Consider the following 24729-nt stretch of genomic DNA (forward strand, 5'->3'; position numbering starts at 1 on the left):
TCGGCGCCGTCTGCCGGAGTGCTCGCTGCCGAACTACTGCCACTGGACGCGGTGGTGGCTGGAGTTGCTGCTGGGGCCGGAGCGGCTCCCAGCATCGCGGCACCGATCGCGCACAGGAGCCATGGGGTCACCCACCGCCCGGTTCTACCTCTTGCGCTGCCCATTCTCTGTCGTCCTCCTCATGCAGAGCACTCTGACGCCCTCAGCATGAGGAGGAGATGTCCATTTAATTGCACTTATGAATGCATTTCGGAGTTTTTTCGGTCGGACTTCACCCGATCAGCGGTCCGAGCCCTTTCCTCACTGGGCCACCGAGGCCAGGGTGGTGCCCATCCTGGGGGTGGTGAGCCACTGGGTGGCGCTGCCCTTGGAGGGGTGGTAGAGGCCCCACTTCAGGTAGTCCACGGTGCCGTCGTAGGTGGTCCCGGTGTAGGTGTCGGAGCCGTTGGAGAGCTTCTGCTCCACGCCGTCGTACCAGAACTGGATGGTGCCGTCGGTCCGGCCCTCGGAGATGCGGAGCGCGTAGCTGCTCCACTTGTCGTTGACCGCCGGGGTGCTCCACAGCACGACCGAGGTGTGCTTGGGCGTCCAGTCCTCCAGTTCGATCCTGCCGTTGACGTCCTCCAGCACGACCGGGTGGTTGGCCGTCCCGGTGCTCGGGTCGCACTTGAGCTGGAAGAGGTAGCGGCTCATCCCGTCGGTGATGTCGAACTTCGACGACCAGCCGAGGTAGTAGCTGCTCTTCAGGGTGACGTCGGGACCGAGTCCCTCGCAGCGCTCCAGGTGCGCCGGCTGGACCACCTGCCACACCTCGCCCAGCCGCTTGTCGGCCACGGCGGTGAAGGTGTCGGTCGCGCACTGGACGGAGGCGAACGCCTTCAACCCCTTGGCCGGGGCCGCGGACCAGAGCAGCTTCCCGACGGCCGGCGGGGCGGTCGGCGGGGCGGCGGGGCCGGGCCCGTAGGGGTGGTGGGTGGCGGCCTGGTGCGTGGCGGCCTGGGCGTCGGCCAGGATCGCGGCGCCACCGGCCACGGCGACGCTCACCGCCGCAGCCAGCCACACGCGGGTGCGACGGGAGGGTGTACGTCGTCGGTTCATGGGGTCCTCAGGGTCTGGCAGCAGTGCTGTCAGCAGCGCTGTGTGACGGGTGCGCCGACGGGAGGCGCCGGAATGCCTCCGCGACAGCGGTCGACCGCACCCCGTTTCCCTCCGCATCGGCAGCGAGAAGGACGCCAGATTACAAGCGCCGAACCGGTTTTGGAGGGGATTGGAAAATCCTTGCACCAAGACCCCGGCACCGGAGCCAAGAAACCACCGTATTCGCTGGTCAGGGGCGTTGTCCGGGCGCAGCCTGCGCCGACGTGCCAGGTAGGAAAACCTTGACTCCGACAGTCCCGAGGGGCTGCTTCGGGGAAATTCTCCGCAATCGGGCACCCGGTGACCACGCTCCGGAAAAACGCCGGAATCACGACCGTGACGGCATGACTTCGTGCACGGCCCGGTGAGGAGGCGGCAACAGTCGGTGACCAGGTGCAGGTCGGAGCACCGGCCCGGGCACCGACTCGCCGCCTCCGCCCGGCGCGCCCGCCACCCGCCGAGCAACCGCAGCCGACCCGGCAGCGCAGGAAGCCGGTCAGCCGTTGGTGAGCAGCCGGGCCTGGAGCCTGGCGACGGTGGTCGGACCGATGCCCAGACCCGTGCGGACGAAGCCGGCGAAGGAGCCGTAGTCCGCGTCCGCCTGCTCGAATGCCGCGGTCAGGTAGTCGGCCCGGACCCCCATCATGGGTTCCAGCAGGGAGGGGTCGGTCACCAGGCCGGCCTTCTCCAGCTCGGCCAGCTCGGCCTGGTTGGACTGGTCGAGGTCGGTATTGGAGGCCAGGTAGTCCTGGTAGACCGTCGGTGCGGGCACCCCCAGGATGGTGAGCAGGATCGCGCTCATCCAGCCGGTGCGGTCCTTGCCCGCCGAGCAGTGGTAGAGCACGGGTCCGGTGCTGTCCGCGATGTCCGTCAGCGCCGTGCCGAACTGGGCGCGGGCGGTCGGATCGGTCACCAGCCAGCGGTAGTAGGCCTCCATGATCTGGACGTTCCTGCCGTCGCCGAGCACCTGCTGCTGGACGGCGGGGCCGCCCTCGATCGTCCGGTTCAGCAGCGTGAAGAGGTCCGACTGGGGGTTGTACACCGGCAGGTTCACATAGGTCGCGTCGGCGGGCAGCCGGTCCGGCGCGGCCGCGATCTCGTCGGGCCCGCGGAAGTCGATGACCGTCAGCGGGCCGAGCGCGCCCAGGGCGGCGACCTCGGACGGGTCCAGCTGGCCCAGCGCGTCGGAGCGGAGGACCAGTCCGGTGCGCACCTTGGCACCGGTCCAGGTGGTGTAGCCGCCTGCGTCACGGGCGTTGGGCGCGTCGGGGAGGTTCAGCGACGCCCCCTGGGCCTGGGCGGCGCGGATGCTGACGGAGGGCGCCGCCGGCGCGGCGGCGAGGGCCTGGGCAGGCAGGGCCGTCGCGAACAGCGCGACCGTGACGGCCGCTCCCACCGCGGTGCGGGTAGCTGCGGTGCGGGTCAGGGCACGGGACATGTTCATGGGTCTGTCCTCTCCGAGGTGGTGAAGCAGCCTGGAACCTGAGTGCCCGGGCAGGCTAGCACTTAGATGCAGAGGATGCATTAATGCAGAGACTGCATCCAGGTGGAAGGCGGATCGGGAAGTCGGGGAGCCGCCCCCCGAGGCATAATGTGCGGATGGATCAGCAGGTCATCGGGCTCCGCGAGCGCAAGAAGCGACAGACCCGCGAAGCGATCCAGACCGCCGCGTTCCGACTGTTCGCCGAGAACGGCTTCACCGGCACCACCGTCGACGACATCGCCGCGGCCGCCGACGTCTCGGCGCGCACCTTCTTCACCCACTTCGCCTCGAAGCACGAGGTGGTCCTCGGGCTGTTCTCGGAGAAGGTGGAGGCGCTGCGCCGCCGGCTGCAGGAGTACCCGGCCGATGCCGACCCCCTGGAGATGGTGCGGGACGTGCTGCGCTCCCTCTCCGCCTCCTTCGACAGCACCCGGCGACTGTCCTTGTTCACCGGACTGGTGGAGAGCGAACCCGCGCTCCGGGCCCGGGTCCTGGAGCAGTTGGACGTGATCGAGCACGTCCTGGCCGAAGCCGTCGGCGAGCGACTGGGCACCGACCCCGACACCGATCTGCACACCCGGCTGATCGCCTCCGCGGCGACCACCACCGTCCACATCGCCGTATCGGTGTGGCACCGCAGCGGCGAGAGGAACGACCTGGCCGCACTGGTCGAGCAGACCTACGACCTGACCACCGCCGGCCTCCAGGGCCGTCCGAGTCGGTAGCCCGCGCCGCACGCGCGATCCACGGCCGCCCGACCGACGAATCCTCCGCCCCCGGAAAATACGCCAGGGCAATGCGCGGGAAAGAATGCCGGAGAATATCCGGCGGCAGCGCCATCGGAATTCTCCGCACTGCCGCAGCGCCGGAATCTTCCTGTCCCCATCCTCTGGGGTGGCAGAGCTGCGGCAGAACCCCCGAAAGGCGGGAGTCCATCCCCTGAGTGGGGGGAAGAGAGTCGGCCGCCACCCCTTCCCGAGCCTCCTCCGATCGCCAGTTTTCGTCCATCAGTCTTTGCCTGTACGGCATATGACATATAGTCAGCCCAGTTGGGCCACCACCCCTGACCGGGGGGTTAACCCGGCACGGAGATCACGGCAAGCGTGCGGCAGCGTCCCGGCGGGTTTGCCCGGCCGTTCCCGGGCGAAATTAATAACTTTCCCAGGAAACCCTTGCGAAGCGATTACCGACGCGTGTACACATCACCCAGGGCTGTTTCGGTCCGCCTTTTCCAAGCAGGCGCCGGGCATCCCGTCCCCTCTGAGCACTCACTCCTGGAGTCGTCATTTCCGGCATCCTTCCCTCCAGCGGTCGCCGTCGCCGAATAGCGGCTGTCGCCTCCGTCTCCTTGGCCCTGGTGGCCGGGACCGTGGCACTGGCCTCGCCCTCGCAGGCGTCGACCCCCGGTCCTGCGGTGAAGACCCTCGCCGGTACCCACCCGGACTGGGCCAAGCCCTCCGCCGACAAGGGCGTGACGCCCGCGAAGGACCAGCTCACCGCCCGCGTCTACCTGGCCGGCCGCAACCCGGCCGGGCTGGCCGCGTACGCCCGGGCCGTCTCCTCTCCGGGCAGCGCCGAGTACGACCAGTTCCTCACCCCCGCCCAGAGCCAGCAGCGCTTCGGGGCGACCGCGGACCAGATCGCGGCCGTCCGCGCCTGGGCGACCAGTGCGGGCCTGACCATCACCGGCACCAACGCCCACTACCTCGATGTGCACGGCTCCGCCGCCGACGTCGACCGCGCCTTCGGCACCCACCTGCACGAGTACGCCGTCCAGGGCAAGCTGCTCAAGGCGCCGGCCAGCAATGTGGTGCTCCCCGCCGCCGTCGCCTCCGCCGTCCTCGGCGTGACCGGGCTCAGCGACGACGCGCCCACCATGCGCGCCCAGAGCCAGCCGGTCGACGGCCCGCTGAGCTTCGGCACCGACGCCAAGGGCAAGCCGAAGCCCAAGCCCAAGCCCAAGGCGGGCCTGCCCACGGTCGCCACCTGCTCCTCCTACTGGGGCCAGAAGACGGTCAGCGGAGCGCCGAAGGGCTACACCGCGAAGAACACCTTCGACCAGTGCTCCCTCACGCCGGCCCAGCTGCGCAAGGCCTACGGCGTCACCGCCTCCGGCCTGACCGGCAAGGGCGCGACGGTCGCCATCGTGGACGCCTACGGCTCCTCGACCATGCTCGCCGACGCGAACCACTTCGCCGTGAACCACGGTGACAAGGCGTTCCGCAAGGGCCAGTACAGCGAGGTGGTCACCCCGAAGCTGTGGACGCAGACCGGCGCCAACGACGGCTGCGGCGGCGGCCCGGCCGGCTGGGCGGGCGAGGAGGCACTGGACGTCGAGATGGTGCACGGGCTGGCCCCGGACGCCAATGTCGTCTACGTCGGCGCCAACTCCTGCTCCGACCAGGACCTGATGGCCGCGCTCAGCACGATCGTGGACAAGCACCTGGCCGACGTCGTCTCCAGCTCGTGGTCCGGGCTGATGCACACCACGGCGGGCGACGAGAGCCCCACCACGATCGCCGCCTACGAGCAGATCTTCGAGCAGGGCGCCGCCGAGGGCATCGGCTTCGACTTCGCCGCCGGCGACTGCGGCGACAACTCCCCGGGCGCCGCGGCCACCGGCTCCAACTGCGACAAGACCACCACCGAGGCGCAGGCCGGCTTCCCGTCCTCCGACAACTGGGTGACGGACGTCGGCGGCACCGCCATCGGCATCAAGGACGCGTCCGGCACCTACGGCTTCGAGACCGACATGGGTACCGACCGCTCCGTGCTCAGCGCCGACGGCAAGAGCTGGAGCCCCTTCCCGGGCACCTTCTACTTCGGCGGCGGTGGCGGCACCAGCCAGGACTTCGCCCAGCCGTGGTACCAGGGCCCGGTGGTGCCGAGCACCCTGGCGCACACCCTGATGACCGGCGCGGTCAGCAAGACCGCGCAGCGGGTCACCCCCGACGTCGCCATGAACGGTGACCTGTACACCTCGGTGCTGGTCGGCATGTCCGACGGCAACCCGTACAGCGAGGGCGGCTACGGCGGCACCAGTGTCGCGGCGCCGGAGTTCTCCGGCATCCAGGCCGACGCGATCCAGGCCCGCGGCGGCCGTTCGATCGGCTTCGCCAACCCGTCCATCTACGAGCGGGCCGGCGGCGCCGACTTCCACGCCGTCGTCAACAACACTCTGGGCAAGGGACAGCAGCCGCTGAACTCCGTCGCCGACCTGGGCGTCGTCGGCGGCTCCCTGCGGGTCCGGCTGGTGGCCTTCGGCCGGGACTACGGCCTGGCCGCGACCAAGGGCTTCAACAACGCGACCGGCGTCGGCTCGCCCGACGAGAAGTACCTGCTCTCCTTCAAGTAGATCTGACAAGTAGATCTGAGCAGTAGGCCCGTGGTGCCCGGCGGAATTCCGCCGGGCACCACGTCGTTGTGCCCGCGCGGCCCACCCCGCCCGGGGGTTGACCGTCGCCGCGGGTCATAGGCCGTCGCCGGGGACGGACAACCGGCTGCCGCCTACAACAGGACGAGTACCGCCGACGAACGGCGGTGCTGGCGGGAAGACCGGTCGAGGCCTCCTCCCGCCGCCGAGTCCCAGCCCCAGGAGTCCACATGCGAATCAGGACGAGCCGGATGACCCGCCGTCTGCTGCTGCTCGCCGCCCTGCCGACCGCGCTGGCCGTGGTCCTCCCCGGAACCGCCATGGCCGCCAGTGCCGGTGACCCCTCGGTGGGCACCCCCGCGTGCGACACCCAGTCGGTCTCCGAGCACGACAACATCAGCATGTACGACCCGTCCGACGGCGCCTACATGGGCACCGCCTACCTGGTCTACTCCTCGGGTTGCCAGACCGAGTGGGTGACCGTGCACGCCGTCGGCACCTACGACCCGGAGCCGTCGGTCTGGCTGCAGAACCGGACCGGCACCGATCTGTACGAGACCAACACCAGCGGGGACCCCCAGGGAACCTACTGGACCTACCAGTTGGGCGACATGCGGGACCAGACCGCCTGCGGCGGCGTACAGATGTACAACGACCTCAACGGTGCCTACGTCAACTGGAACTACATCGGCTGCTACTGAGTCGGCGCCGTGACCGCGGGGCCCCGGGGGGACGGGTGCCCCCTGGGGCCGGTGGTGGTGCACGGACTGCTCCCCCCTCTTCCTCCGGTGCCGTGGAAACGCCATAGTCGAGTCATGCGGTCCGTGCGTGCCCTCCCGGGCGGGCGGCCCCGGTGCGACAAGCGACGGTTCCGGCTCACGGGGGAGAGCAATGCCGCGTCCACAGCGCCCTCTGGATCCGCTGGCAGGCCCGGTGCAGGCCTTCGCCGCCGAGCTCCGGCTGGTGCGCGAGAAGGCGGGCAATCCGAAGTTCCTCCAGATGGCACGGGCGTCCGGTCGGTCGAGAACCGCCCTGGCCGAGGCAGCGGGCGGCGATCACCTGGCGACCTGGGAGACCGTCGAGGCGTTCCTGACCGCCTGCGGCCAGGACCCGCGCCACTGGTACGGGCGCTGGGAGGCGGTGCGCACCGCCACCGCCGCGAAGGAGCCCGGCCGAACGCCCGCGCCGCCAGACCTGGCCGTCGAGTCACGGCAGCAGCCCGGTCCGCCGCCCGTGCCGCCGCGGCCACCCCGGTGGCGCCGCCCGCTGGTCGCGGCCCTCGCCGTGGTCGCCGCCGCCGGTCTGCTCGTCGCCTTCCTGGACAGCCCGGACAACGGCGGCAGGGAGCCGGGTCGCGGCGCCTCGCCGTCGCCGCTTCCGGCCGGACCCGTCACGGTCGTCGTCCAGAACAAGGTGGCGGTCGGCGCGTCGGGCCTGTTCGAGGACAGCACTCCGGTCTACCTCTCGACCAGGCCGGTGCCGTTCTGCTCACGGGAGGGCTGCGAGGTCGCCGACACGAGGATGTGGAGCGGCGCGGTCCTCCAGGTCCTCTGCCAGGAGCAGGGCGCCGTGATGACCAACGAGGACGCCGCCACCGCCGGGATCACCCACAACCCCGGCGCGGTGACCTCCGCGCTCTGGTACCAGGCCGAGATGCCGAACGGTACCGACGGGTTCATCTCCGAGGTCTACCTCACCCCGGCCTCCCGCGGCGGCCGGGGCCTTCCCGCCTGCGCGCCGCCGTAGCACCGGCCGTGGCATCCGCCGCCGCGCCGTCTGCCCTCCGGGCCCGGTCTCGGCGAGAATCGCTGCCATGACGAACATTGACGAGTACGGCGGCGGACAGCACACCCCCGACGTCCTGGTGGTCACCACCAACGACGTCCCCGGCTACCGGGTCGACAAGATCATCGGCGAGGTCTTCGGCCTCACCGTCCGCTCCCGGAACATCGGCAGCCAGCTCGGCGCCAGCTTCAAGTCGCTGGCCGGCGGCGAGCTGCGCGGGCTGACCAAGACCCTGGTCGAGAGCCGCAACCAGGCCATGGACCGGCTCATCGAGCAGGCCCGCGCCCGCGGCGGCAACGCCGTCCTGACGATGCGCTTCGACGTCACCGAGGCGGGCGGGAACGGGACGGAGATCTGCGCCTACGGCACCGCGGCCGTCATCAGCCCGCTCGGCTGAACGCGGAGCCGGGCCGAACCGAGAACGGGGCCGCCCCCGGACCGAAGTCCGGGGGCGGCCCCACCGGCGCGTGCGCCGGATACGTACCGGTCGACTGCGTCAGACGCCGAGGACGCGCTTCAGCTCGGCGGCGCGGTCGGTGCGCTCCCAGGTGAAGTCCGGCAGCTCACGGCCGAAGTGGCCGTAAGCGGCGGTCTGGGCGTAGATCGGCCGGAGCAGGTCCAGGTCGCGGATGATCGCGGCCGGGCGCAGGTCGAAGACCTGGGTGACGGCGTCCTGGATCTTCTCCACGGCCACCGTCTCGGTGCCGAAGGTCTCCACGAACAGACCGACCGGCTCGGCCTTGCCGATGGCGTAGGCGACCTGGACCTCGGCCCGCCGGGCCAGGCCCGCCGCGACGATGTTCTTGGCGACCCAGCGCATCGCGTACGCCGCGGAGCGGTCGACCTTGGACGGGTCCTTGCCCGAGAAGGCGCCGCCGCCGTGACGGGCCATGCCGCCGTAGGTGTCGATGATGATCTTGCGGCCGGTCAGGCCGGCGTCGCCCATGGGGCCGCCGATCTCGAAGCGGCCGGTCGGGTTGACCAGCAGCCGGTAGCCGTCGGTGGCCAGCTCGATGCCCTCGTCGGCCAGCGCCTTGAGCTCCACCTCCACCACGAACTCGCGGATGTCCGGGGCGAGCAGCGACTCCAGGTCGATGTCGCTGGCGTGCTGCGAGGAGACCACGACCGTGTCGAGCCGGACCGGCTTGTCGCCGTCGTACTCGATGGTGACCTGGGTCTTGCCGTCGGGGCGCAGGTAGGGGATGGTCCCGTTCTTGCGCACCTCGGACAGCCGCTTGGCCAGCCGGTGGGCGAGGGTGATCGGCAGCGGCATCAGCTCGGGCGTGTCGTCGCACGCGTAGCCGAACATCAGGCCCTGGTCGCCGGCGCCCTGCTTGTCGAGCTCGTCCTCGTCGCCCTCGACCCGCGTCTCGTACGCGGTGTCGACACCCTGGGCGATGTCGGGGGACTGCGATCCGATGGACACCGACACGCCGCAGGAGGCGCCGTCGAAGCCCTTCTTCGAGGAGTCGTAGCCGATCTCCAGGATCCGCTCCCGGACGAGGGCGGCGATCGGCGCGTAGGCCTTGGTGGTGACCTCGCCCGCGATGTGGACCTGACCCGTGGTGATCAGGGTCTCCACGGCGACCCGCGAGGTGGGGTCGTCCTTGAGCAGGGCGTCGAGAATGGTGTCGCTGATCTGGTCAGCGATCTTGTCGGGGTGACCTTCGGTCACGGACTCCGAGGTGAAGAGGCGGCGAGACACAGCGCTCCCTGGGTTGCAGCGGCTGCTGACTGAACAGTCGCCCCGGCGGCCGAGGCCCCGGGGTGTGCTGTCCGGAAAGACTTGGGTAGGCGGTTACGGATGGGAGTCTAGCCAACCCGGGGGCGGAAACGTCCACCGGTCTCAGCAAATGAGTCAGCAGGCGGACAAAGTCGCTGCTCCGGACGGACCGACCGCTCAGGCCAGCCGGGCGGCGACCAGATCCCAGAGCTGATCGGCCAGCTGCGCCTTGGGGCCGTACGGCACCGCGGTCTCCCCGCCCTCGGCGGAGAGGATCACCGCCTCGTTGTTGGCACTGCCGAAGGCCCGGTCGGCGCCGACCTCGTTCACCACCAGCAGGTCGCACCCCTTTCGGATGAACTTCTCCCGGCCGTGCCGCAACGCGTCGTCCGTCTCGGCCGCGAAACCCACCACCACCTGCCCGGGCACCGCCCGGTGCGCCGAGATCTCCGCCAGGATGTCCGGATTGCGGACCAGCGCCAGCGGGGCGGGCTCCACCCCCTCCACCTTCTTGATCTTCACGGAGATGTAATCCGCCGGGCGGAAGTCCGCGACCGCCGCCGCCATCACCACCGCGTCGGCGTCGGCCGCCGCCGCCAGCACCGCCTCGCGCAGCTCCAGCGCGGTGCCGACCCGGACCAGGTCCACCCCCGCGGGCACCGGCAGCTCGGCGTTGGCGGCGACCAGCGTCACCCGGGCGCCGCGCGCGGCGGCGACCCCCGCGATGGCGAAGCCCTGCCGCCCGGAGGAGATGTTGCCCAGGAACCGCACCGGGTCCAGCGGCTCGCGCGTCCCCCCGGCGGAGACCACCACATGGCGGCCGGCCAGGTCCGCGACACCGGCGTCCGCGCCGCGCGCCAGCACCCGGCGACAGAGCTCGAAGATCGCCTCGGGGTCGGGGAAGCGCCCCTTGCCGGTGTCGGCGCCGGTCAGCCGGCCCACCGCCGGCTCGATCACGATCGCGCCCCGGCGGCGCAGCGTGGCGACGTTCTCCTGGGTGGCCGGGTGCTCCCACATCTCGGTGTGCATCGCCGGGGCGAAGACCACCGGGCAGTGCGCCGTCAGCAGGGTGTTGGTGAGCAGGTCGTCGGCGCGTCCGTGGGCGGCCTTGGCCAGCAGGTCGGCCGTGGCGGGCGCGATCACCAGCAGGTCCGCCTGCTGGCCGATCCGGACGTGCGGGACCTCGTGGACGCTCTCCCAGACCTCGGTGGAGACCGGCTGCCCCGACAGCGCGGACCAGGTCGCCGCACCGACGAAGTGCAGCGACGCGGCGGTCGGCACCACTCGGACCCGGTGCCCGGACTCGGTGAAGAGGCGCAGCAGTTCACACGCCTTGTAGGCGGCGATCCCGCCGCTGACGCCCAGCACGACGTTCATTGCCCCACCGCTTTCGCTGACCCGGGCCGACGCGCCGGACAGGCGAAAGCCGCGGCCCGGATGAGCTGTACCAGCTCCGGACCGCGGCGTTCACCAGGCAGGATGTCGAGACCTACTGCGCGTCGATCGCCTCGGCGGTGAGCATACCGGCGTTGATCTCGCGGAGCGCGATCGAGAGCGGCTTCTCGTGCACGTGGGTGTCGACCAGCGGGCCCACGTACTCCAGCAGGCCCTCGCCGAGCTGCGAGTAGTAGGCGTTGATCTGGCGCGCGCGCTTGGCGGCGTAGATCACCAGGCTGTACTTGGAGTCGGTGGCCTCGAGCAGCTCATCGATCGGCGGGTTGATGATGCCTTCGGGCGCTGTCATCGAAGAGGACACGCGGAAACCTTCCGGAAGATGACTGGAGAGAAGAGCGGGCCGAAAGAAATCAGACCACGTTGAGCAAGGCTAGCAGCTCGCTCGCTACACCCTCGACCGAGGTGTTGACCAGAGTCGTGTCGAACTCGCTCTCGGCCGCCAGCTCGACCCGGGCCGCGCGCAGCCGCTCGTCGATGACGTCCTGGGGCTCGGTGCCGCGACCGGTGAGGCGGCGCACCAGCTCGTCCCAGGAGGGGGGCGCGAGGAAGACCGACTGCGCCTCGGGCATCGATTCGCGCACCTGGCGCGCGCCCTGGAGGTCGATCTCCAGCAGCACCGGCACGCCGGCGGCCAGCCGGTCGAGGACGGCCCGGCGGGGGGTGCCGTAGTGGTTGCCGGCGAACACCGCCCACTCCAGCAGTTCGCCGTTGGCGACCATCTTGGCGAACTGGTCGTCGTCGACGAAGTGGTAGTGGACCCCGTCCTTCTCCCCCGGACGCGGCTTGCGGGTGGTGGCGGAGACGGACAGCCAGACCTCGGGGTGCTGCTGGCGCATATGTGAGACGACCGTGCTCTTGCCGACACCGGAGGGGCCGGAGAGCACGGTCAGCCGCGGACGTTCACTCATGTACCGATTATCCAGGAACCGCGGGGGTTTCCGAACCATCGGGCCCGGAAGGGGTACGACTAGGCCGGAGCCCCGCCGAACTCCCGCTCCAGGGAGGCGATCTGGTTCGTACCGAGGCCGCGCACCCGGCGGCTCTCCGAGATTCCGAGCCTCTCCATGATCTGCTTGGCCCGGACCTTGCCGACACCCGGAAGCGACTCCAGCAGAGCCGAGACCTTCATCTTGCCGATGACGTCGTTCTCCTGGCCGGCCTTGATGACCTCGTGCAGGGAGGCGCCGCTGTGCTTGAGCCGGTTCTTGATCTCGGCGCGCTCCCGGCGAGCCTCAGCTGCCTTGGCGAGCGCAGCGGTGCGCTGCTCAGGGGTAAGGGGCGGAAGTGCCACGCCGTTCACCTCAGTGATTTCGAACGAATGGGACAGGACAGTACGGGACCGACGGGAAACCTAGCGGCTCTGACCTGCATGAGCAACGAGGAACCAACCCCCCGAAGGACCTAACGCCGGACACTACCCCTCCCGCCGGTCCCCGTCAGGAAAAACAGCAGAAAAGTCCTGGTCAGCCTCGGCCGACCAGGACTTTTCCGGACATACCCCCCGTGAAGGCGGGGAGCAGCACTCGCCGATACCCGGCCGGTCCATCATCCGTGGACCATCCCTGCTTGCGCAGGGAACATCTTCGGACCGTATCCGCTGGTCAGGCCCTCACAAGCAATTCACGAAACCATCACACCAACGAGTGGCGGAAGCGCCTCTTTAAGTCGAATTTTCAACCGATTGCCGCACGCACCTCGTCCACGAACCGTGCGGCCGCCTCGCGCAGCGCCGCGACCGACGGGCCGTGCTTCAGCACGTCCCGGGAAACGCTCGGCAGGACGTTGCCGGCGACCGCGCCGAAGACCACCGGAATGTCGGCCGCGGTCGCCCCCTGGGCGCCCACGCCGGGGGCCAGCAGCGCGCCGTTGATGTCGAGGTCGGCGTCGATGTCCTTGAGCGTCGCGCCGACGACCGCGCCGAAGGAGCCGAGCGGATGGGCGTCGGCGTTCTCGGCGGCCAGCTGCCGCAGCACCGACTGGGCCACGGTCAGCCCGTCCTCGCCCACCGCGTGCTGGACCTCGTGGCCCTCCGGGTTGGAGGTCAGTGCCAGCGCGAACACGCCGGAGCCGCTGGCCCGCGCCGCGTCGAAGGCCGGGCGCAGCGAGCCGAAGCCCAGGTAGGGCGAGACGGTGACGGCGTCCGAGAACAGCGGGCTGGTCGGGGCGAGGAAGGCGTCGGCGTAGGCGGCCATGGTGCTGCCGATGTCGCCGCGCTTGGCGTCCATCAGCACCAGCGCGCCGGCCGCGCGGGCGTCCGCGACCGAGCGCTCCAGCACCGCGATGCCCCGGCTGCCGAAGCGCTCGAAGAAGGCGGCCTGCGGCTTGAGCACGGCGACCTCCCCGGCCAGCGCCTCGACCACGGTGCGGCTGAACCGCTCCAGTCCGGCCACGTCGTCGCCGAGGCCCCAGGCCTCCAGCAGGGCGGCGTGCGGGTCGATGCCCACACAGAGCGGGCCGCGGGTGTCCATGGCCTCGCGCAGCCGGGTGCCGAAGGGGGCGGTCATCACAGGTCTCCTCAGTGGTGCGGTACGTGCGGCAGGTCGGTGGAATCCGGCGGTCAGGGGTGGTGGGCCAGGCCGACGGCGTCGGTGAAGCGGGTGAAGCCGCGCTCGGCCAGGGCGGCGCGCAGCTCGTCCAGCACCCGGAGCGGGGCCGAGGGGTCGTTGAAGACCGTGGTGCCGACGGCCACGCCGGAGGCACCGGCCAGCACGAACTCCAGCGCGTCCAGGCCGGTCCGGATCCCGCCCATGCCCAGGATCGGCACCTCGGGCACGGCCCCGGAGCGCATCGCCGCATGGACCTGGTAGACGCAGCGGACCGCGACCGGGCGGATGGCCGGCCCGGAGAGGCCGCCGACCGTCCCGGCCAGCGCCGGGCGCATGGTCGTGGTGTCGATGGCCATGCCCAGCAGAGTGTTGATCATGGAGAGTCCGTCCGCACCGGCCTTGACGCAGGCCGCCGCGATCTCGGTGATCGAGGTGACGTCCGGGGTCAGCTTGGCGTAGACCGGCAGCGCCGGGTCCGCCACCTCGCGCACCGCCGCGATCACGTCGTAGGAGGTGGCCGGGTTGCAGCCGAAGGGCAGGCCCCGGTTGGCGGCGTTGGCGCAGGCGATGTTGGCCTCGATGCCGACGACCCCGGCCCGGCCGTTGAGCTGCTGCACGGTCTCGGCGAACTCCTCGACCTGCTCCCCGCCGATCGAGACCAGCACCCGGGCGCCGCGCTCGGCCAGCCAGGGCAGCTCCTGCTCGACGAACTGCTCGATTCCCGAGCCCGGCAGCCCGACGGCGTTCAGCATGCCGCTGGGCGTCCCGGCCGTCCTCGGCGTCGGCCGTCCCGCCCTGGGCCGCGCCATGATCGTCCGGGTGGTGATCGAGCCCAGCTCCGCCAGCGGCTGGAACTTGGCGATCTCGCGCCCGTAGCCGGCGCAGCCGGCCGCCGTGGTGACCGGGTTCGGCAGCGTGCCGCTGCCGAAGGGGGCGGTGAGGTCGACCGCGTCCGGTGCTGGAGGGGCCTGCAGGTCCATCTACCGCGCTCCCATCGCTTCCGCGCCGTACAGGTCGGGCGGTACCGTCCCGATGTCGGACCAGCGCACCCGGGAGCCGTCGAAGCACGGCCCCTCGACACAGGATCGTACGAACCGGCTGACGCCGTCCTCCCCCACCACCGGCAGCACGCAGCCCAGGCACAGACCGACGCCGCAGGCCAGGTCCTGCTCGACCGAGCAGAAGCTGCGCACCCCCTCGTCGGTCGCGATCCCGGACACCGCCCGCAGCATCGGCACCGGGCCGCAGGCGTAGACGGCCTCGGCCGAGATGGCCTTCAGCGCCTCCGCCAGCGGCAGGGTGACCTGGCCCTTTATCCCGGTGGAGCCGTCGTCGGTGGTCACCAGCACGTCCGGGGTGAGCTGCTGGGCCTGGTCGACCCCGAACAGCCGGTCGGCGCCGGCGGCGCCGAGGATGAAGCCGACCGAGCCGCCCTGCTCCTTGATCAGCTCGGCCAGCGCGAACAGCGGCGCGCTGCGGGCCCCGCCGGCCACCAGCAGCGCGGTCAGCGGCCCCACCGGCAGCGGGAAGGCCGTGCCGAGCGGGGCCACCAGGTCGACGCTGTCGCCGACCCGGCAGGCCAGCAGCTCCCGCGCGCCCGGCGCGTCGCCGCCGACGACCAGCGAGACGGTGTCGGCCGCCGGGTCGGCCCGGTGGATCGAGAAGGATCGGCGCAGCAGCACGGCGCTCTCCGGTCCGCCGACCGCCAGGGCCGCGAAGTGCCCCGGTCGGAACCGGTCGGCGACGCCCGGAGCCCGCAGCACCAGCCGGTGGTGGGCACCGACCGGCGTCAGTTCCAGGATCTCCGCCTGGACCTGGACGGGATGCGCCATGCGATCACCCTCTCGTGGACGCGCCGATTGCTTCGCCCAGGGTGCCATGGCCGCTGGACCGCAGCCGCGCCGAGAGGCCGCGGTGCAGTCGGCGGCACCAGAAGGGGCCCTCGTAGATGAAGGCGCTGTAGCCCTGGACCAGGGTGGCCCCGGCCAGGATCCGCTCCCAGACGTCCTCGGCGGTCTCGATGCCGCCGACCGACACCAGCGTGAGCCGGTCGCCGGTGCGCGCGTGGAGCCGGGCCAGCACCTCGACGGCGCGGCTCCTGAGCGGCGCGCCGGAGAGCCCGCCGGCGCCGGCCGCCTCGACCTTGGCGGCGTCGGTGCGCAGCCCCTCGCGGCCGATGGTGGTGTTGGTGGCGATGATCCCGTCGAGCCCGAGCTCCAGCGCCAGGTCGGCGACCTCGTCGATGTCGGCGTCGGCCAGGTCGGGGGCGATCTTGACCAGCAGCGGGATCCGGCGCTGCGGGACCTCGGCGTCCAGCGTGGCGCGGACGGCGCTGAGCAGCGGCCGGAGCTGGTCGACGGCCTGGAGGTTGCGCAGTCCCGGGGTGTTCGGCGAGCTGACGTTGACCACGAAGTAGTCGGCGTGGCGGGCCAGCCGCTCGGTGCTGGCGATGTAGTCGGCGACGGCCTCGGCCTCGGGGACGACCTTGGTCTTGCCGATGTTGACGCCGACGACGGTCTTCGAGCGCGCGGGCCGGACCGCGAGGCGGGCGGCGACGGCGGCCGAGCCCTCGTTGTTGAAGCCCATCCGGTTGATCAGCGCCCGGTCGTCGATCAGCCGGAACAGCCGCGGCTGCGGGTTGCCGGGCTGGGGCTGGGCGGTGACGGTGCCGATCTCGACGTAGTCGAAGCCGAGCATGGCCAGCCCGTCGATGCCGACGGCGTTCTTGTCGAAGCCGGCCGCGAGGCCGAACGGGCCCGGCAGGTCGAGACCCAGGGCCTTGACCCGCAGCGCGGGGTCCTTCGGCGCGAGCACGGCCGCGGCCAGCGTCCGCAGCCCGGGCACCGAGGAGGCCAGCCGGATCCAGAAGAAGGCCAGGTGGTGCGCCTTCTCCGGATCCATCCGCCGGAAGACGAGATTGAACAGCAAGCGGTACAAGACAACGCGCCTTCCAGTTGCACTTTGCCAGGGGCGCGGGGAACGGCGCGACCAACCATCATCGAAGCCGCACACTTCCCCGCGCCCCTGCGGTACTTCCCTCAGCGAGAGGCGTTCAGCAGAGCCGCGTGCTCCTGCAGGCTCCGCACCCCGACCTCGCCGCGGATCAGCGCGTCGATGCCCTGCACCGCCGCGCCCATCGCCTGGACCGTGGTCAGGCAGGGCACCGAGCGGGCGACCGCCGCGGTCCGGATCTCGTAGCCGTCGAGCCGGCTGCCGGTGCCGTAGGGGGTGTTGATGATGAGGTCGACCTCACCGTCGTGGATCAGCTGGACGATGGTCCGCTCGCCGTCCGGGCCCTCGCCCTCGCTGTGCTTGCGCACCACCGTCGCGCCGATCCCGTTGCGGCGCAGCACCTCCGCCGTGCCTGAGGTGGCCAGCACCTCGAAGCCGAGCTCGACCAGCGCGCGGGCTGGGAAGACCAGGTTGCGCTTGTCGCGGTTGGCGACCGAGACGAAGACCCGGCCGCTGGTCGGCAGCGCGCCGTACGCGCCGGCCTGGGACTTGGCGTAGGCGGTGCCGAAGTTGGTGTCGAAGCCCATGACCTCGCCGGTGGAGCGCATCTCCGGGCCGAGCACGGTGTCGACGCCGCGTCCGTGGATGTCGCGGAAGCGGCTCCACGGCATCACGGCCTCCTTGACCGCGATCGGCGAGCCGATCGGCAGCGTGCCGCCGTCGCCCTCGGCCGGGAGCATGCCCTCGGCCCGCAGCTCGGCGATGGTCGCGCCGAGCGAGATCCGGGCCGCCGCCTTGGCCAGCGGCACCGCCGTGGCCTTGGAGGTGAACGGCACGGTGCGGGAGGCGCGGGGGTTGGCCTCCAGGACGTAGAGGATGTCCCCGGCCATGGCGAACTGGATGTTGATCAGGCCGAGCACGCCGACGCCGCGGGCGATGGCCTCGGTGGAGGCGCGGAGCCGCTTGATGTCGTAGCCGCCGAGGGTGATCGGGGGCAGCGCGCAGGCGGAGTCGCCGGAGTGGATGCCGGCCTCCTCGATGTGCTCCATCACGCCGCCGAGGTAGAGCTCGGTGCCGTCGAAGAGCGCGTCGACGTCGATCTCGATGGCGTCGTCGAGGAAGCGGTCGATCAGCACCGGGTGCTCGGAGATCAGGCCGGCGTGGCGCTTGAGGTAGTCGGCCAGGGAGGGCTCGTCGTAGACGATCTCCATGCCGCGTCCGCCGAGGACGTAGGACGGGCGGGCCAGGACCGGGTAGCCGATCTCGTCGGCGATGGCCTTGGCCTCGTCGAAGGAGAAGGCGGTGCCGTGCTTGGGGGCCGGCAGTCCGGCCTCGCGCAGGACCCGGCCGAAGGCGCCGCGCTCCTCGGCCAGGTCGATGGCCTCGGGCTGGGTGCCGACGATCGGCACGCCGTTGTCCTTGAGCGCCTGTGCCAGGCCGAGCGGGGTCTGTCCGCCGAGCTGGACGATGACGCCCGCGACCGGACCGGCCAGGGTCTCGGCGTGGACGATCTCCAGCACGTCCTCCAGCGTGAGCGGCTCGAAGTAGAGCCGGTCGGAGGTGTCGTAGTCGGTGGAGACGGTCTCCGGGTTGCAGTTGACCATCACGGTCTCGTAGCCGGCGTCGCTGAGCGCGAAGGAGGCGTGGACGCAGGAGTAGTCGAACTCGATGCCCTGGCCGATGCGGTTCGGTCCGGAGCCGAGGATCAGCACGGCCGGCTTGGTGCGCGGCGCGACCTCGGACTCCTCGTCGTAGGACGAGTAGAAGTACGGGGTCTTGGCAGCGAACTCGGCGGCGCAGGTGTCGACGGTCTTGAAGACCGGGCGGATGCCCAGGGCGTGCCGGACCTCGCGGACGACGTCCGAGCTCAGGCCCCGGATCTCACCGATCTGCAGGTCGGAGAAGCCGTGCCGCTTGGCGTGGCGCAGCAGCTCCGGGTCGAGCTTGTCGGCCTCGGCGAGCTCCTCGGCGATCTCGTGGATCAGGAAGAGCTGGTCGACGAACCAGGGGTCGATCTTCGTGGACTCGAAGACCTCCTCGGCGGTGGCGCCGGCCCGGATCGCGTCCATGACCGTGTTGATCCGGCCGTCGGTCGGGATCGCGGCCTTGGCCAGCAGCTCGGCCTTGTCGCCGACCGGGCTGACGAAGTCGAACTGCGAGCCCTTCTTCTCCAGCGAGCGCAGCGCCTTGTTCAGCGCCTCGGGGAAGTTGCGGCCCAGGGCCATGGCCTCGCCGACCGACTTCATGGTGGTGGTGAGGGTGGCGTCCGCGCTCGGGAACTTCTCGAAGGCGAAGCGGGGCACCTTGACCACGACGTAGTCGAGCGAGGGCTCGAAGGAGGCCGGGGTCTTCTCGGTGATGTCGTTGGGGATCTCGTCGAGGGTGTAGCCGACGGCGAGCTTGGCCGCGATCTTGGCGATCGGGAAGCCGGTGGCCTTCGACGCCAGCGCGGAGGAGCGGGAGACGCGCGGGTTCATCTCGATCACGATGATCCGGCCGTCGACCGGGTTGATCGCGAACTGGATGTTGCAGCCGCCGGTGTCGACGCCGACCTCGCGGATGATCGCGATGCCGATGTCGCGCAGCCGCTGGTACTCGCGGTCGGTCAGCGTCATCGACGGCGCGACGGTGATCGAGTCGCCGGTGTGGACGCCCATCGGGTCGAAGTTCTCGATGGAGCAGACGACCACGACATTGTCGTTGCGGTCGCGCATCAGCTCCAGCTCGTACTCCTTCCAGCCGAGGATGGACTCCTCCAGGAGCACCTCGGTGGTCGGCGAGAGGGTCAGGCCCTGGCCGGCGATCCGGCGCAGGTCCTCCTCGTCGTGGGCGAAGCCGGAGCCGGCGCCGCCCATGGTGAAGGAGGGCCGGACCACGACCGGGTAGCCGCCGAGGGTCTCGACGCCGGCGAGGACGTCCTCCATCGAGTGGCAGATGACCGAGCGGGCGGACTCGCCGTAGCCGATCTTCGCCTTGACGGCCTCGACCACGCCCTTGAAGAGCTGGCGGTCCTCGCCCTTGTTGATCGCCTCGACGTTGGCGCCGATCAGCTCGACGTCGTACTTCTCCAGCGTCCCGTCCGCGTGCAGCGAGATCGCGGTGTTGAGCGCGGTCTGGCCGCCCAGGGTCGGGAGCAGGACGTCGGGGCGCTCCTTGGCGATGATCTTCTCGACGAACTCCGGGGTGATCGGCTCGACGTAGGTGGCGTCGGCGATCTCCGGGTCGGTCATGATCGTGGCCGGGTTGGAGTTGACCAGGATCACCCGCAGGCCCTCGGCCTTGAGCACCCGGCAGGCCTGGGTCCCGGAGTAGTCGAACTCGGCCGCCTGGCCGATGACGATCGGGCCGGAACCGATCACCAGGACGGACTGGATATCGGTGCGCTTAGGCACGCTGGCCCTCCATCAGGGTTACGAAGCGGTCGAACAGGTAGGCGGCGTCGTGCGGACCGGCCGCCGCCTCCGGGTGGTACTGGACGCTGAACGCGGGCTGGTCGAGGCACTGCAGGCCCTCGACCACGTCGTCGTTCAGGCAGACGTGCGAGACCTCGACCCGGCCGTAGGGCGTGTCGGAGACCCGGTCGAGCGGCGCGTCCACGGCGAAGCCGTGGTTGTGCGCGGTGACCTCGACCTTGCCGGTGCTGCGGTCCTGCACCGGCTGGTTGATGCCGCGGTGGCCGTACTTCAGCTTGTAGGTGCCGAAGCCGAGCGCCCGGCCGAGCAGCTGGTTGCCGAAGCAGATCCCGAAGAACGGGGTCTTCCGCTCCAGCACCTCGCGCAGCACGGCCACCTGGCCGTCGGCGGTGGAGGGGTCGCCCGGGCCGTTGGAGAAGAAGACACCGTCGGGGTCGACCGCGAAGACGTCCTCGGCGGTGGCGTTGGCGGGCAGGACGTGCACCTCGATGCCGCGCTCGGCCATCCGGTGCGGGGTCATCCCCTTGATGCCCAGGTCCAGGGCGGCCACGGTGAACCGCGCTGTGCCGATGGGCAGGGCTTCGCCGCCGGGCCCTATGGCCGGGACGACGTAGACCTCGTCCGTGGCGACCTCGCCGCAGAGGTCCGCGCCGGCCATCTCGGGGGCCTGCCGCACCCGCTCCAGCAGCGTCGCGTCGTCCGCGAGCGCCGAGCCGGAGAAGATGCCGCAGCGCATCGCGCCGCGCTCGCGGAGGTGGCGGGTGAGGGCACGGGTGTCGATGCCGCTGATGCCGACGACGCCCTGCGCCGTCAGCTCCTCGTCCAGCGAGCGCTGCGAGCGCCAGTTGGAGGCGACCCGGGAGGGGTCGCGGACGACGTAGCCGGCGACCCAGATCCGGGAGGACTCCGGGTCCTCGTCGTTGACGCCGGTGTTACCGATCTGCGGGGCGGTCATCGCCACCACCTGCCGGTGGTACGAGGGGTCGGTCAGGGTCTCCTGGTAGCCGGTCATGCCGGTGTTGAAGACGGCCTCGCCGAAGGTCTCACCGATGGCGCCGTACGCCTGGCCGCGGAAGATCCGCCCGTCCTCCAGGACGTAGACCGCCGGGACTCGCGCGCGGCGCGTGGCCGTGGGGGTGGTTGCCGGTGCGGTCATCATGCGCCTTCCTTGCTTTCCGTACGTTCGGTGCTGCTCGTGCTGCTCGTGCTGTCGCTGGTCACCTTGGTGTGGGCCCGCATCAGGAGCTCTATCGCGGTGACCCAGCTCTCGTGCTCGTCCGGGTGGTCGGCCCGGAAGCCGGTGTCCAGTTCCTGGCCGTCGTGCGCCCAGGTGACCACCAGCAGTCCGCCCTCGGGCATGACCTTCCCGGCCATGGCCCGGTCGGTGCGGGCGCCGCGGAGGGCGGCCACCGGGACGAAGAAGTCGGTCGACGCCGGCCGGACCACGGTCAGGCCCTCCGCGCTGAGGGTCAGCTCGACCAGGCTGCGCATGCCCAGGTGGTGGGCGACGATCCGGTCCAGCCAGTTCCCGGCGGTGGTGGTGCCGACGTACTTGCCCTCGAGCTCCAGGATCGGCTCGCTGGTGCGGGTCGGCGCGACCGGCAGCGGGGCCAGCCCGGACTGCTGGGTCTTCCGCCACTGCCAGCCCTGGCGCATCAGCCAGTAGACGATGCCGACGATGATCAGCAGCCCGATGGTCCAGCCGACGGTGTCGCTCACATGGGTGACCGGCGCCGAGTGCGGCGCCTCCGCCAGCAGGTTCCATCCTGTCGGCGCGGTCATACGAGCTCACCGTCCAGGACGGTGGCCCGGCCGCGCAGGAAGGTGGCGACCACGCGGCCGGGAAGCTCACGGCCTCGGTACGGGGTGTTGCGGCTGCGGGTGGCGAAGGCGTCGGGGTTCACCGCTCCACGGTACGCGGGGTCGACCAGCACCAGGTTGGCCGGCTCGTCCACCGAGACGGGGCGGCCCTGTCCGGCGAGACGGCCGATGACGGCCGGGCGGAAGGACATCCGCTCGGCGACCTCGGCCCAGCTCATCAGGCCGGTGTCGACCATCGTCTGCTGGACCACCGGCAGCGCGGTCTCCAGGCCGACCATGCCCATGGCGGCGGCGGCCCACTCGCAGTCCTTGTCCTCGGACGGGTGCGGCGCGTGGTCGGTGGCGACGGCGTCGATGGTGCCGTCCGCCAGCGCCTCGCGCAGCGCCAGCACGTCGGCCTCGGTGCGCAGCGGCGGGTTGACCTTGTAGACCGGGTCGTAGGAGCGGACCAGCTCGTCGGTGAGCAGCAGGTGGTGCGGGGTGACCTCGGCGGTGACGTCCCAGCCCTTGGACTTGGCCCAGCGGATGATCTCGACCGAGCCGGCCGTGGAGACGTGGCAGACGTGCAGCCGCGAGCCGACGTGGGCGGCGAGCAGGACGTCCCGCGCGATGATCGACTCCTCGGCGACGGCCGGCCAGCCGGCCAGGCCGAGCTCGCCGGAGACCGTGCCCTCGTTCATCTGCGCGCCCTCGGTGAGCCTGGGCTCCTGGGCGTGCTGGGCGACGACGCCGCCGAAGGCCTTCACGTACTCCAGCGCCCGGCGCATGATCACGGCGTCGTCGACGCACTTGCCGTCGTCGGAGAAGACCCGGACGGCGGCGGCGGAGTCGGCCATCGCGCCGAGCTCGGCGAGCTGCTTGCCCTCCAGGCCGACGGTGACCGCGCCGACCGGCTGGACGTCGCAGTAGCCGGACTCCCGGCCGAGCCGCCAGACCTGCTCGACCACGCCGGCCGTGTCGGCGACCGGGAAGGTGTTGGCCATGGCGTGGACGGCGGTGAAGCCGCCCTTGGCGGCGGCGCGGGTTCCGGTGAGGACGGTCTCGGCGTCCTCCCGGCCGGGCTCGCGGAGGTGGGTGTGCAGGTCGACCAGGCCGGGCAGGGCGATCAGGCCCTCGGCCTCGACCACGGTCTCGCCGTCGGCGGCCAGTCCGGTGCCGATCTCGGCGATGACGCCGTCCTTGAGGCGCAGGTCCTGCGGCTCACCGCCGAGGATGCGGGCGTTGCGGATCAGGTAGCTGGTCACTTGGTGTGCTCCTCGGTGGGGCTGGCGGCGGTGGTGATGGCGGGCTCGGACCCCCCGAGCAGCAGGTACAGCACGGCCATCCGGACGCTGACGCCGTTGGCGACCTGCTCGACGATGGTGGAGCGGGCGGAGTCGGCGATCTCGGAGGCGATCTCCATGCCCCGGACCATCGGGCCCGGGTGCATCACGATGGCGTGGTCGGGCAGGACGGCGGCGCGGCCGAGGTCCAGGCCGTAGCGGCGCGAGTACTCGCGCTGGGTCGGGAAGAAGGCGGCGTTCATCCGCTCGCGCTGGACCCGGAGCATCATCACCGCGTCGCTCTTGGGCAGCGCCGCGTCCAGGTCGTACGAGGTCTCGCAGGGCCAGCTGTCGACGCCGAAGGGCATCAGCGTCGGCGGGGCCACCAGGGTGACCTGCGCGCCCAGGGTGTGCAGCAGGTGCACGTTGGAGCGGGCGACCCGGCTGTGCAGCACGTCGCCGACGATGGTGATCCGGCGGCCGGCCAGGTCCTTGCCGCGTCCCGGGTTGAGGTGGCGGCGCATGGTGAAGGCGTCCAGCAGGGCCTGGGTGGGGTGCTCGTGGGTGCCGTCGCCGGCGTTGACCACGCTGCCGTGCAGCCAGTCCGAGTCGGCCAGCCGCTTGGGCGCGCCGGAGGCGCTGTGCCGGATCACGACCGCGTCCGCGCCCATGGCCTGGAGGGTCAGCGCGGTGTCCTTGAGCGACTCGCCCTTGGAGACCGAGGAGCCCTTCGCGGAGAAGTTGATGACGTCGGCGGACAGCCGCTTCTCGGCGACCTCGAAGGAGGTGCGGGTGCGGGTGGAGTCCTCGAAGAACAGGTTGACCACGGTGCGGCCGCGCAGGGTCGGCAGCTTCTTCACCGCGCGGGTGGAGATCTGCGCCATCTCCTCGGTGGTGTCGAGGATCAGCAGCGCGTCGTCCCGGGTGAGGTCGGCGGTCGAGACGAGGTGTCGCTTCACTGGGTGCTCCCGGCGTTCTTGTCGCTGCTGTCGCTGTGCTGCTGGTCCTGCTGTCCGCCGGGCGGAGGCTGCTCGCCGTGGGAGGGCTGCTCCTCACGGGCGCCGAGCAGGACCGCGTCGAGGCCGTCCGTCTCCACCAGCTTCACCTTGACCGCCTCGCGCAGCGAGGTGGGCAGGTTCTTGCCGACGTAGTCGGCCCGGATCGGCAGCTCGCGGTGGCCCCGGTCGACCAGCACGGCGAGCTGCACCGCGCGCGGGCGGCCCAGGTCGCCGAGGGCGTCCAGCGCGGCGCGGATGGTGCGGCCGGAGAAGAGCACGTCGTCGACGAGGACGACGAGCTTGCCGTCAAGACCGGCGGCCGGGATCTCGGTGTGCTCCAGCGCGCGGGCCGGCTTCAGCCGCAGGTCGTCCCGGTACATGGTGATGTCCAGGGTTCCGATCGGGATGTCGCGCCCGGTGATCTGGGCGAGCCTGGCGTGCAGCCGGCGGGCCAGCAGGATGCCCCGGGTGGGAATGCCGAGCAGGACGACGTCCTCGGCGCCCTTGGCGCGTTCGACGATCTCGTGGGCGATCCGGGTCAACGAGCGGGAGATGTCACCCTCGTCGAGCACTCGGCGCGTACTGCTGCTGTTCGTGTTGCTGCTGTTGTTGCTCATGCTGTTCATGGTCATGCCGAAGCCGACCTCCTTCCCCGCCTCACTGGACGGGCCTTAAAGGATGTCTGTGGACGGCCGCCCCGATCGTGGCGGAGGCCGTCGTCAACCCTACCAGGGCGATCTTGGCATCAGCGTTCGCACGACTGCCCCATTCGGCTTGACGA

Annotated in this window: 22 protein-coding genes; 5 read left to right on the plus strand and 17 right to left on the minus strand. The window is 71.0% G+C overall.

The features are described from left to right. Positions 1-300 precede the first annotated feature (300 nt). On the minus strand, positions 301-1098 hold the full coding sequence (locus BS75_RS07495; RefSeq protein ID WP_034087638.1) for a heparin lyase I family protein: 798 nt from the start codon (positions 1096-1098) through the stop codon (positions 301-303). A 535-nt stretch (positions 1099-1633) separates the two neighbouring features. Further along, positions 1634-2581 (minus strand): tyrosine-protein phosphatase, encoded by a 948-nt coding sequence (locus BS75_RS07500; protein ID WP_160312333.1) that lies wholly within the window; start codon positions 2579-2581, stop codon positions 1634-1636. Between the two features lie 155 nt (positions 2582-2736). On the opposite strand from BS75_RS07500, the gene BS75_RS07505 reads away from it, so the two are divergent. The 5 genes from BS75_RS07505 to BS75_RS07525 all read left to right on the plus strand — a co-directional run bounded on the left by BS75_RS07505 (position 2737) and on the right by BS75_RS07525 (position 8175). Further along, on the plus strand, positions 2737-3345 hold the full coding sequence (locus BS75_RS07505) for a TetR/AcrR family transcriptional regulator (RefSeq protein ID WP_052069270.1): 609 nt from the start codon (positions 2737-2739) through the stop codon (positions 3343-3345). Positions 3346-3977: 632 nt separating this feature from the next. Then, positions 3978-5975 (plus strand): S53 family peptidase, encoded by a 1998-nt coding sequence (locus BS75_RS07510; protein ID WP_152646327.1) that lies wholly within the window; start codon positions 3978-3980, stop codon positions 5973-5975. A gap of 248 nt (positions 5976-6223) precedes the next feature. Further along, the gene (locus BS75_RS07515; protein ID WP_152646328.1) at positions 6224-6694 is read left to right on the plus strand and encodes a hypothetical protein; all 471 of its coding nucleotides are present in this window, start codon (positions 6224-6226) and stop codon (positions 6692-6694) included. A gap of 190 nt (positions 6695-6884) precedes the next feature. Next, entirely contained in the window at positions 6885-7739 is an 855-nt protein-coding gene (locus BS75_RS44025; RefSeq protein WP_152646329.1) for a helix-turn-helix domain-containing protein, read from the plus strand. Between the two features lie 67 nt (positions 7740-7806). Beyond that, positions 7807-8175 carry a YbjQ family protein gene (locus tag BS75_RS07525; RefSeq protein ID WP_034087641.1) on the plus strand — a complete coding sequence of 123 codons (369 nt, stop codon included), beginning with the start codon at positions 7807-7809 and terminating at the stop codon, positions 8173-8175. A 99-nt stretch (positions 8176-8274) separates the two neighbouring features. On the opposite strand, the gene metK is transcribed toward BS75_RS07525, so the two are convergent. The 15 genes from metK to pyrR form a co-directional block, all read right to left on the minus strand. After that, a complete protein-coding gene (metK, locus tag BS75_RS07530) occupies positions 8275-9483 on the minus strand; it encodes a methionine adenosyltransferase (protein ID WP_034087642.1) in 1209 nt (402 codons plus the stop codon). A gap of 195 nt (positions 9484-9678) precedes the next feature. Beyond that, a complete protein-coding gene (gene coaBC, locus BS75_RS07535; protein ID WP_034087643.1) occupies positions 9679-10878 on the minus strand; it encodes a bifunctional phosphopantothenoylcysteine decarboxylase/phosphopantothenate--cysteine ligase CoaBC in 1200 nt (399 codons plus the stop codon). A 112-nt stretch (positions 10879-10990) separates the two neighbouring features. After that, positions 10991-11257, minus strand: coding sequence for a DNA-directed RNA polymerase subunit omega (gene rpoZ, locus BS75_RS07540; protein ID WP_030248832.1), 267 nt, complete (start codon positions 11255-11257; stop codon positions 10991-10993). 49 nt (positions 11258-11306) lie between these two features. Then, positions 11307-11864, minus strand: a complete 558-nt coding sequence (gmk, locus tag BS75_RS07545; protein ID WP_034087644.1) for a guanylate kinase — start codon at positions 11862-11864, stop codon at positions 11307-11309. Between the two features lie 59 nt (positions 11865-11923). After that, a complete protein-coding gene (locus BS75_RS07550) occupies positions 11924-12247 on the minus strand; it encodes an integration host factor (RefSeq protein ID WP_030248828.1) in 324 nt (107 codons plus the stop codon). A gap of 382 nt (positions 12248-12629) precedes the next feature. Then, entirely contained in the window at positions 12630-13460 is an 831-nt protein-coding gene (gene pyrF / locus BS75_RS07555) for an orotidine-5'-phosphate decarboxylase (protein ID WP_034087645.1), read from the minus strand. A 53-nt stretch (positions 13461-13513) separates the two neighbouring features. Continuing rightward, positions 13514-14482, minus strand: coding sequence for a dihydroorotate dehydrogenase (locus BS75_RS07560; protein ID WP_034087646.1), 969 nt, complete (start codon positions 14480-14482; stop codon positions 13514-13516). Then, entirely contained in the window at positions 14483-15334 is an 852-nt protein-coding gene (locus BS75_RS07565; RefSeq protein WP_034087647.1) for a dihydroorotate dehydrogenase electron transfer subunit, read from the minus strand. It lies immediately after the preceding gene. Positions 15335-15338: 4 nt separating this feature from the next. Next, complete coding sequence (locus tag BS75_RS07570; RefSeq protein WP_034087648.1) at positions 15339-16439, minus strand: quinone-dependent dihydroorotate dehydrogenase; 1101 nt, start codon at positions 16437-16439, stop codon at positions 15339-15341. A 101-nt stretch (positions 16440-16540) separates the two neighbouring features. Continuing rightward, positions 16541-19846, minus strand: coding sequence for a carbamoyl-phosphate synthase large subunit (gene carB, locus BS75_RS07575; RefSeq protein ID WP_034087649.1), 3306 nt, complete (start codon positions 19844-19846; stop codon positions 16541-16543). After that, the gene (carA, locus tag BS75_RS07580) at positions 19839-21023 is read right to left on the minus strand and encodes a glutamine-hydrolyzing carbamoyl-phosphate synthase small subunit (RefSeq protein WP_034087650.1); all 1185 of its coding nucleotides are present in this window, start codon (positions 21021-21023) and stop codon (positions 19839-19841) included. Before carA ends, carB begins: the two co-directional genes overlap by 8 nt. Further along, positions 21023-21649 carry a PH-like domain-containing protein gene (locus BS75_RS07585; RefSeq protein WP_034087651.1) on the minus strand — a complete coding sequence of 209 codons (627 nt, stop codon included), beginning with the start codon at positions 21647-21649 and terminating at the stop codon, positions 21023-21025. The genes carA and BS75_RS07585 overlap by 1 nt, the downstream gene beginning before the upstream one ends. Beyond that, positions 21646-22932, minus strand: a complete 1287-nt coding sequence (locus BS75_RS07590) for a dihydroorotase (protein ID WP_034087652.1) — start codon at positions 22930-22932, stop codon at positions 21646-21648. The genes BS75_RS07585 and BS75_RS07590 overlap by 4 nt, the downstream gene beginning before the upstream one ends. Further along, complete coding sequence (locus BS75_RS07595; RefSeq protein WP_034087653.1) at positions 22929-23909, minus strand: aspartate carbamoyltransferase catalytic subunit; 981 nt, start codon at positions 23907-23909, stop codon at positions 22929-22931. The genes BS75_RS07590 and BS75_RS07595 overlap by 4 nt, the downstream gene beginning before the upstream one ends. Further along, on the minus strand, positions 23906-24574 hold the full coding sequence (pyrR, locus tag BS75_RS07600; protein WP_269330731.1) for a bifunctional pyr operon transcriptional regulator/uracil phosphoribosyltransferase PyrR: 669 nt from the start codon (positions 24572-24574) through the stop codon (positions 23906-23908). The genes BS75_RS07595 and pyrR overlap by 4 nt, the downstream gene beginning before the upstream one ends. Positions 24575-24729 lie beyond the last annotated feature (155 nt).

Source organism: Streptacidiphilus albus JL83 (assembly GCF_000744705.1).
Classification (GTDB): Bacteria; Actinomycetota; Actinomycetes; order Streptomycetales; family Streptomycetaceae; genus Streptacidiphilus; species Streptacidiphilus albus.

Bases quoted from the DNA above. Each gene is read 5' to 3' on its own strand.
- BS75_RS07495 (WP_034087638.1), bottom strand. From the start codon at position 1,098: ATGAACCGACGACGTACACCCTCCCGTCGCACCCGCGTGTGGCTGGCT.
- BS75_RS07500 (WP_160312333.1), bottom strand. From the start codon at position 2,581: ATGAACATGTCCCGTGCCCTGACCCGCACCGCAGCTACCCGCACCGCG.
- BS75_RS07505 (WP_052069270.1), top strand. From the start codon at position 2,737: ATGGATCAGCAGGTCATCGGGCTCCGCGAGCGCAAGAAGCGACAGACC.
- BS75_RS07515 (WP_152646328.1), top strand. From the start codon at position 6,224: ATGCGAATCAGGACGAGCCGGATGACCCGCCGTCTGCTGCTGCTCGCC.
- BS75_RS44025 (WP_152646329.1), top strand. From the start codon at position 6,885: ATGCCGCGTCCACAGCGCCCTCTGGATCCGCTGGCAGGCCCGGTGCAG.
- BS75_RS07525 (WP_034087641.1), top strand. From the start codon at position 7,807: ATGACGAACATTGACGAGTACGGCGGCGGACAGCACACCCCCGACGTC.
- coaBC (WP_034087643.1), bottom strand. From the start codon at position 10,878: ATGAACGTCGTGCTGGGCGTCAGCGGCGGGATCGCCGCCTACAAGGCG.
- gmk (WP_034087644.1), bottom strand. From the start codon at position 11,864: ATGAGTGAACGTCCGCGGCTGACCGTGCTCTCCGGCCCCTCCGGTGTC.
- pyrF (WP_034087645.1), bottom strand. From the start codon at position 13,460: ATGACCGCCCCCTTCGGCACCCGGCTGCGCGAGGCCATGGACACCCGC.
- BS75_RS07560 (WP_034087646.1), bottom strand. From the start codon at position 14,482: ATGGACCTGCAGGCCCCTCCAGCACCGGACGCGGTCGACCTCACCGCC.
- BS75_RS07565 (WP_034087647.1), bottom strand. From the start codon at position 15,334: ATGGCGCATCCCGTCCAGGTCCAGGCGGAGATCCTGGAACTGACGCCG.
- carA (WP_034087650.1), bottom strand. From the start codon at position 21,023: ATGACCGCACCGGCAACCACCCCCACGGCCACGCGCCGCGCGCGAGTC.
- BS75_RS07585 (WP_034087651.1), bottom strand. From the start codon at position 21,649: ATGACCGCGCCGACAGGATGGAACCTGCTGGCGGAGGCGCCGCACTCG.
- pyrR (WP_269330731.1), bottom strand. From the start codon at position 24,574: ATGAACAGCATGAGCAACAACAGCAGCAACACGAACAGCAGCAGTACG.